This is a genomic window from Angustibacter peucedani, from assembly GCF_054779595.1.
Genome location: NZ_BAAGXY010000070.1, coordinates 1 through 7,614, shown reverse-complemented (window position 1 = coordinate 7,614; position 7,614 = coordinate 1). Strand labels below are relative to the sequence as shown.

7 protein-coding genes and 1 tRNA gene are annotated in these 7,614 nt (G+C 74.8%); all 8 read left to right on the top strand.

Features of this window, described 5'->3' with window-relative positions; genetic code table 11:
• On the top strand, positions 1-620 hold a 620-nt coding region (locus ACYVJ4_RS13010), incomplete at its 5' end, for a M15 family metallopeptidase (RefSeq protein ID WP_460460557.1).
• A gap of 62 nt (positions 621-682) precedes the next feature.
• Positions 683-757, top strand: a tRNA-Arg gene (locus tag ACYVJ4_RS13005).
• Between the two features lie 36 nt (positions 758-793).
• Entirely contained in the window at positions 794-1,234 is a 441-nt protein-coding gene (locus tag ACYVJ4_RS13000; protein ID WP_460460556.1) for a response regulator, read from the top strand.
• A 22-nt stretch (positions 1,235-1,256) separates the two neighbouring features.
• On the top strand, positions 1,257-2,903 hold the full coding sequence (gene argS / locus ACYVJ4_RS12995; RefSeq protein WP_460460555.1) for an arginine--tRNA ligase: 1,647 nt from the start codon (positions 1,257-1,259) through the stop codon (positions 2,901-2,903).
• Positions 2,903-4,324 (top strand): diaminopimelate decarboxylase, encoded by a 1,422-nt coding sequence (gene lysA / locus ACYVJ4_RS12990; protein ID WP_460460554.1) that lies wholly within the window; start codon positions 2,903-2,905, stop codon positions 4,322-4,324. Before argS ends, lysA begins: the two co-directional genes overlap by 1 nt.
• A 58-nt stretch (positions 4,325-4,382) precedes the next feature.
• Positions 4,383-5,684 carry a homoserine dehydrogenase gene (locus tag ACYVJ4_RS12985; RefSeq protein ID WP_460460553.1) on the top strand — a complete coding sequence of 434 codons (1,302 nt, stop codon included), beginning with the start codon at positions 4,383-4,385 and terminating at the stop codon, positions 5,682-5,684.
• The gene (gene thrC, locus ACYVJ4_RS12980; RefSeq protein WP_460460552.1) at positions 5,684-6,769 is read left to right on the top strand and encodes a threonine synthase; all 1,086 of its coding nucleotides are present in this window, start codon (positions 5,684-5,686) and stop codon (positions 6,767-6,769) included. The genes ACYVJ4_RS12985 and thrC overlap by 1 nt, the downstream gene beginning before the upstream one ends.
• 3 nt (positions 6,770-6,772) lie before the next feature.
• Positions 6,773-7,614 (top strand): homoserine kinase (thrB, locus tag ACYVJ4_RS12975; RefSeq protein WP_460460551.1); only part of this gene is annotated, 842 nt, incomplete at its 3' end.

Below are 7,614 nucleotides of genomic sequence, written 5' to 3'. Positions count from 1 at the left end.
GCGCGAGCGACCAGGTCGGCGAGCAGGCGAGCGCCGCGTTCGGCCCGCGCGCCGCCGCCGTCGGTGCCCTGGACTCCGAGCCGCGCGCCGTCAGCGACCAACAGTCGTCGTCCAGCGTGCTCGGCGACGACACCGACAAGGCGTTCCGCATGGTCGCGGTGTCCCGCTCGCAGGAGCGCGGACCGATCGGCGGCTGCAGCGGCAAGGTGCCGGCGGCGCAGTACGCCAACGGCCAGCTGCCGACGTCCGAGCTGTGCCTGCTGCCCTTCGCCTCGCCGCACCGCCTGCGGGCCGACGCGGCCGTGCGGCTGATCCGCCTCAACGAGGTCTACAAGGGCCGGTTCGGCGAGGACCTGTGCCTCACCGACTCCTACCGCTCGCTGTCCTCGCAGTACAGCGTGGCCGCGCGCAAGCCGGGCCTGGCCGCCCGACCGGGCACGAGCGAGCACGGCTGGGGCCTCGCGGTCGACGTCTGCAAGGGTCCAGACCAGGTCGGCAGCGAGCGTCGCGACTGGTTCTTGAAGAACGCCCCGGCCTTCGGCTGGGTCAACCCCGACTGGGCCCAGCCGGGCGGCAGCAAGCCCGAGCCGTGGCACTGGGAGTTCGCCGAGGGCGAGTAGCTCCGAGCGCTCGGCCGGGTGCGAGCAGGCCCCTCGTGGGCTGATAACCTCGTGGCTCCCGAGCCCCCGTAGCTCAGGGGATAGAGCACCGCCCTCCGGAGGCGGGGGCGCAGGTTCGAATCCTGCCGGGGGCGCCACACCTGCCACGACCGTCACGCGCCTACGCTGGGCGCATGACGACGCACGAGGGGCGGGGTCGGCGACGCCGGGCCGTCAGCGCGCTGTCGTCCCCGCGCGTGCTGGTCTGCGACGACACCGACTCGGTGCGCTCGCTGATCGTCATGAACCTCGAGCTCGAGGGCTACGACGTCGTCGAGGCGCACGACGGCCAGGAGGCGCTCGACCTGCTGAGCGACCCGCGCAACGAGCTGCCGGACGTCGTCACGCTCGACGCGCTGATGCCGCGCCGCGACGGGTGGTGGACCGTCGGCATGATCCGCAGCGACCCGCGGCTGGAGCACCTGCCGGTGGTGATGGTCACGGCCTCGGTGCAGCGCCACCACCGCGCGCAGGCCGAGCAGGCCAGCGTCGACGCCTTCATCGCCAAGCCGTTCGACCCCGACGAGCTGGTCGCCATCGTCGGGGTGCTCGCTTCCGCCGGTCGGGTCCACTGACCTGCGCCGGTAGCCTTGACCGGTGACCCCCGAGCAGCTGTCCCTGTCCATCCGTGGCGTGCTGGCCGACGCCGTGACCTCCGGCGAGGTCAGCGCGGCCGTGCCCGACGACGTCCGGGTCGAGCGCCCGCGCAACCGCGACCACGGCGACTGGTCGACCAACCTGGCGCTGCAGCTGGCCAAGGGCGCCGGGGTCGCGCCGCGGGCGCTGGCCGACGTCCTGGCCCGGCGGCTGGCCGACGTCGACGGCGTCGAGAAGGTCGACGTCGCCGGCCCGGGGTTCCTCAACATCACGCTCGAGGCGGGCGCCGCGGGCGAGCTCGCGCGCACCGTCGTCGAGGCCGGCGCGGCGTACGGGCAGAACGCCGCGCTCGAGGGCCACGTCGTCAACCTCGAGTTCGTCTCGGCCAACCCCACCGGCCCGCTGCACATCGGGCACACCCGCTGGGCCGCGCTCGGCGACTCGCTGCGCCGGTTGCTGACCGCGAGCGGCGCCACGGTCACCAGCGAGTACTACGTCAACGACGCCGGCGCGCAGATGGACAAGTTCGCGCGCACGGTGCTGGCGCGGGTCAAGGGCGAGCCCGCCCCCGAGGACGGCTACCCCGGCGAGTACGTCGTCGAGCTGTCGCGCACCGTGCTGGCCGAGCGTCCCGACCTGCTCGAGCTGCCGGACGACGAGGCGCTGGAGCTCGCGCGCGACCTGGGCTACCAGGCGCAGCTGGCCGAGATCCGCGAGGTGCTGGCGTCGTTCGGCGTGCACTTCGACGTGTGGTTCAGCGAGCGGTCGCTGCACGACGGCGGCGCGGTCGAGCAGGCCGTGGCGCGGCTGCGCGAGCAGGGCCACGTCTTCGAGGACGAGGGCGCGGTCTGGCTGCGCACCACCGACTTCGGCGACGACCGCGACCGCGTGCTGGTGCGCAAGGACGGCCAGCCGACCTACTTCGCCGCCGACGCCGCCTACTACCTGAGCAAGAAGGACCGCGGGTTCCCCGAGAAGGTCTACATGCTCGGCGCCGACCACCACGGCTACGTCGGCCGGCTCAAGGCCATCGCGGCGTGCGCGGGCGACGACCCCGAGCACAACATCGAGGTGCTGATCGGCCAGCTGATCAGCATCAAGGGCGCCCGCATGGCCAAGCGGGCCGGCAACATGATCGAGATGCGCGACCTGATCGAGTGGATCGGGTCGGACGCCGTCCGGTACTCGCTCGCGCGCTACCCGGCCGACTCGCCGCTCAACCTCGACGGCGAGCAGCTGCGCCAGCGCACCAACGACAACCCGGTCTACTACGTGCAGTACGCGCACGCCCGGATCAGCCGGATGTCGCGGCTGGCGGCCGAGGACGGCGTCCGGCGCGAGGACGGTTTCGACCCCTCGCTGCTGACCCACGAGAGCGAGTCGGTGCTGCTCGGCGCCCTCGGCGAGTTCCCGCGCGTGGTGGCCCAGGCCGCCGAGCTGCGCGAGCCGCACCGCGTCGCCCGCTACCTCGAGACCCTCGCCGCGGCGTACCACAAGTGGTACGACGAGTGCCGCGTGCGGCCCGAGAGCGCGGACGAGGAGGTCACCGACCTGCACCGCACGCGGCTGTGGCTGAACGAGGCGACCCGCACCGTGCTCGCCCGCGGGCTCGACCTGCTCGGGGTCTCGGCGCCGGAGCAGATGTAGTGCGGGCGCACGAGGCCGGTGCCCTGCACGCCGAGGGCTACCACGGGCCGTCCTGGCTGCGCCCGCCGGACGACGTCAACGACCTCGTGCCGCACCTGTGGGCGCGCACCGTGCGCCGCGGCAGCTCGTGCGGCCGGCTGAAGGTCGCCGACGTCGCCGTCGACACGATCGCGGCCGAGCACGGCACGCCCGCGTACGTCGTCGACGAGCTGGACTTCCGGGCCCGGGCCCGCGGGTTCGCCCAGGCGTTCGACGCCGCGTTCGCCGACCTGTGCGGCGGGGCGGACGTCTACTACGCCGGCAAGGCGTTCCTGTGCACCGAGGTCGCACGCTGGGTGGTCGACGAGGGCCTGAGCCTCGACACCTGCACCGGTGGCGAGCTGGCCGTGGCGCTGCGGGCCGGCGTGCCGGTGGCGCGGATCGGGTTGCACGGCAACAACAAGAGCGACGCCGAGATCGGCCGGGCGCTCGACGCCGGCATCGGGCGGATCGTGGTCGACGCGCCGGGCGAGGTCGACCGGGTGGCCGACCTCGCGGCCGAGCGCGGCGTGCGCGCCCCGGTGCTGCTGCGGGTCACGGTCGGCGTCGAGGCGCACACGCACTCCTACATCGCGACCGCGCACGAGGACCAGAAGTTCGGGCTGTCGCTCGCCGAGGGGCAGGCCGAGGCCGCCGTCGCGCGCGTGCTCGCCCGGCCCGAGCTCGAGCTGCGCGGCCTGCACTCGCACATCGGGTCGCAGATCTTCGACGTCCAGGGCTTCGAGATCGCGGCCCGCCGGGTGCTGGGGCTGCACGCCGAGGTCGCGGCAGACCACGGCGTGGTGCTGCCCGAGCTCGACCTCGGCGGCGGCTTCGGCATCGCCTACACGACCCAGCACGACCCGATGCCGCCCGCCGACCTCGCGGCCGGGCTGGCCCAGATCGTCGGCCAGGAGTGCGCCGCGCTGGGGGTCGACGTCCCGCGCATCTCGGTCGAGCCGGGCCGCGCGATCGCCGGTCCGAGCACGTTCACCCTCTACCGCGTGGGCACCGTCAAGGACGTCGGCCTGGACGGCGGGGGAGCCCGCCGGTACGTCGCGGTCGACGGCGGCATGAGCGACAACATCCGCACCGCGCTGTACGACGCGGACTACTCGGCCACGCTGGCCGGACGCCGGTCCGACGCCAACCCGGTGCTCTCCCGCGTCGTCGGGAAGCACTGCGAGAGCGGCGACGTCGTGGTCAAGGACGAGTTCCTGCCCGGCGACGTCGGCCCGGGCGACCTGCTGGCCGTGCCCGGCACGGGCGCCTACTGCCGCAGCATGGCCAGCCAGTACAACCACACGCCGAGGCCGCCGGTGCTCGCCGCGCGCGACGGCCAGGTGCGGGTGCTGGTGCGCCGCGAGACCGAGGACGACCTGCTCGCCCTGGACGTCGGGTGAGGGTCCGGATCACGGACCGCGCCGCCGGTGCGGACGCGGCACCCGGCATGATGCGGTCGTGAGCACCCCACCCCTGCGCGTCGCGCTGCTCGGCTGCGGTGTCGTCGGCACCCAGGTCGCCCGGCTGCTGACCTCGCACGCCGAGGAGCTCGCCGCGCGCGCCGGTCGCCCGCTCGAGGTGGTCGGCGTCGCCGTCCGCCGCACCGGCCGCGACCGCGCCGCCACGGGCGTCGACGAGAGCCTGTTCACCACCGACGCCGACGAGCTGGTCACCCGGGCGGACGTCGTCGTCGAGGTCATCGGCGGCATCGAGCCGGCCCGCTCGCTGGTCCTGCGGGCGATGGAGCACGGCGCCTCGGTGGTCACGGCCAACAAGGCGTTGCTCGCGCAGGACGGCCCCACCCTCTACGCCGCGGCCGACCGGCACGGCGTCGACCTGTACTTCGAGGCCGCAGTGGCCGGGGCGATCCCGCTGGTGCGGCCGGTGCGCGAGTCGCTCGCGGGCGACCGCGTCGTCCGGGTGCTCGGGATCGTCAACGGCACCACCAACTACGTGCTCGACCAAATGGACACCACCGGAGCCGGCTTCGCCGAGGCGGTCGAGCAGGCGCAGGAGCTCGGGTACGCAGAGGCCGACCCCACCGCGGACGTCGAGGGCTTCGACGCCGCGGCCAAGGCGGCCATCCTCGCCTCGCTCGCCTTCCACACCCGGGTGCCGGCGGCGGCCGTCTACCGCGAGGGCATCACCGAGGTCAGCGCCGCTGACGTCGCGGCCGCTCGCGAGATGGACTGCGTGGTCAAGCTGCTGGCGATCTGCGAGCGCTCGGACGAGGGCGTCTCGGTGCGCGTGCACCCGGCGATGCTGCCGCGCAGCCACCCGCTCGCGGGCGTGCGGGGCGCGTTCAACGCGGTGTTCGTCGAGGCCGAGGCCGCCGGCGAGCTGATGTTCTACGGCCCCGGCGCGGGCGGAGCGCCTACTGCCAGTGCGGTTCTGGGCGACCTCGTCTCGGTGGCGCGGCACCGCGTGCTCGGCGGTCGGGGTCCCGGCGAGTCGTCGTACGCCGACCTGCCGGTGCTGCCCATGGGGCGCACCCGCACCCGCTACCACGTGAGCCTCGACGTCGCCGACAAGCCGGGCGTGCTGGCCCAGGTGGCGCAGGTCTTCGCGGCGCACGAGGTGTCGATCGAGACCGTGCGCCAGCAGCTGCACCCGGGCGAGGGCGACGCCGCACCGCGCGCCGCGCTCGTCGTGGTGACCCACCAGGCGACCGACGAGGCGCTGTCGGCGACGGTCGACGAGCTCGGCCGGCTGGACGTCGTCCAGGCCGTCGCGAGCGTCATGCGGGTCGAGGGGGAGTAGTGGCCCACCAGTGGCGCGGGGTCGTCGACGAGTACCGCGACCGGCTGCCGTTCGACGCCGACGTGCCGGCCGTGACGCTCGGCGAGGGCGGCACGCCCCTGGTGCCCGCGCGGCACCTGTCCGAGCTCACCGGCTGCGAGGTGCACCTCAAGGTCGAGGGCATGAACCCCACCGCGTCGTTCAAGGACCGCGGCATGACCACCGCGATCACCCGCGCAGCGCAGCTCGGTGCTCGCGCGGTGATCTGCGCGTCCACCGGCAACACCTCCGCGTCGGCCGCCGCCTACGCCACGGCGGCGGGCATGGCCTGCGGCGTGCTGGTGCCCGACGGCAAGATCGCGATGGGCAAGCTGAGCCAGGCGATCGCCCACGGGGCGACGCTGCTGCAGGTCGACGGCAACTTCGACGACTGCCTCACCCTGGCCCGCAAGCTGGCCGAGGCCTACCCGGTCGAGCTGGTCAACTCGGTGAACCCGTACCGCATCGAGGGGCAGAAGACCGCGGCCTTCGAGGTCGTCGACGCCCTCGGTGACGCGCCCGACGTCCACTGCCTGCCGGTCGGCAACGCGGGCAACGTGACGGCCTACTGGAAGGGCTACACCGAGTACACCGCGGACGCCGCGCAGCCCGGCCCGGCCACCCGCACGCCGCGGATGTGGGGCTTCCAGGCCGCCGGCGCCGCTCCCATCGTCAAGGGCCACCCGGTCGACCAGCCCGAGACGATCGCCACCGCGATCCGCATCGGCAACCCGGCCTCGTGGCAGCAGGCCGAGGCCGCCCGCGACGAGAGCGGCGGCCGCATCGACGCCGTCACCGACGAGCAGATCCTGGCGGCGCACCGGCTGCTGTCGAGCCGCGAGGGCGTGTTCGTCGAGCCCGCGTCGGCCGCGGGGGTCGCCGGGCTGCTGGCCGTGCACGAGGCCGGCGGCCTCGAGCCCGGGCAGGTCGTGGTCTGCACCGTGACCGGGCACGGCCTGAAGGACCCGCAGTGGGCGCTGCGCGCGGCCGACGGCAGCGAGGTCACGCCCGTGCGCGTGCCGGTCGACGCCGTCACCGCCGCGGGTGCGCTCGGCCTGGACGGCTGAGCCGTGCCGCCGTCGTCCGTGCGCGTGCGCGTGAGCGCCACCAGCGCCAACCTCGGGCCCGGCTTCGACAGCCTCGGCCTCGCGCTCGGCCTGCACGACGAGGTCGAGGTGCGGCTGGGCGGCGCGCCCGGGGCCCGGGTCCAGGTCGTCGGCGAAGGGGCCGGCGAGGTCGGCGAGGGGGACGAGCACCTCGTCGTCCGGGCGGTTCGGGTCGGGCTGGCGGCGGCTGGTCACGACGCCGACGTCGTGCTGGACCTGCTGTGCCGCAACGAGATCCCGCACGGCCGTGGTCTTGGCTCGAGCGCGGCTGCGGTCGTCGCGGGCCTGGTCGCAGCGCGCGGGCTCACGGGCGACGTCCTGGACGACGACCGCCTCCTGGCGCTCGCCACCGACCTCGAGGGGCATCCCGACAACGCGGCGGCCGCGCTGCTGGGCGGCCTGACCCTGGCCTGGACCGACGCCGACGGCCCCCGCGCCGTGCGCCTCGAGCCGCACCCCGACGTCGCCGTGCTGGTGCTCGTGCCGACCAGCCGGCTGGCCACCCACCACGCGCGGTCGGTGCTGCCGGCGAGCGTCACCCACGAGGACGCCGCAGCCAACAGCGCCCGGGCCGCCCTGCTGGTGCACGCGCTCACCACCCGCCCTGAGCTGCTGCTGCCCGCCACCGAGGACCGCCTGCACCAGCGCCAGCGCTCCGCCGCGATGCCCGAGACCGTCGGGCTCGTCGACCGGTTGCGCGCCGACGGCCGCGCCGCCGTCGTGTCGGGAGCGGGTCCGAGCGTGCTCGTGCTCGGGCCGCGGGGCGACGACGCCTGGCGCCCGGCCTGCGCCGCCGCGGCCGGCCC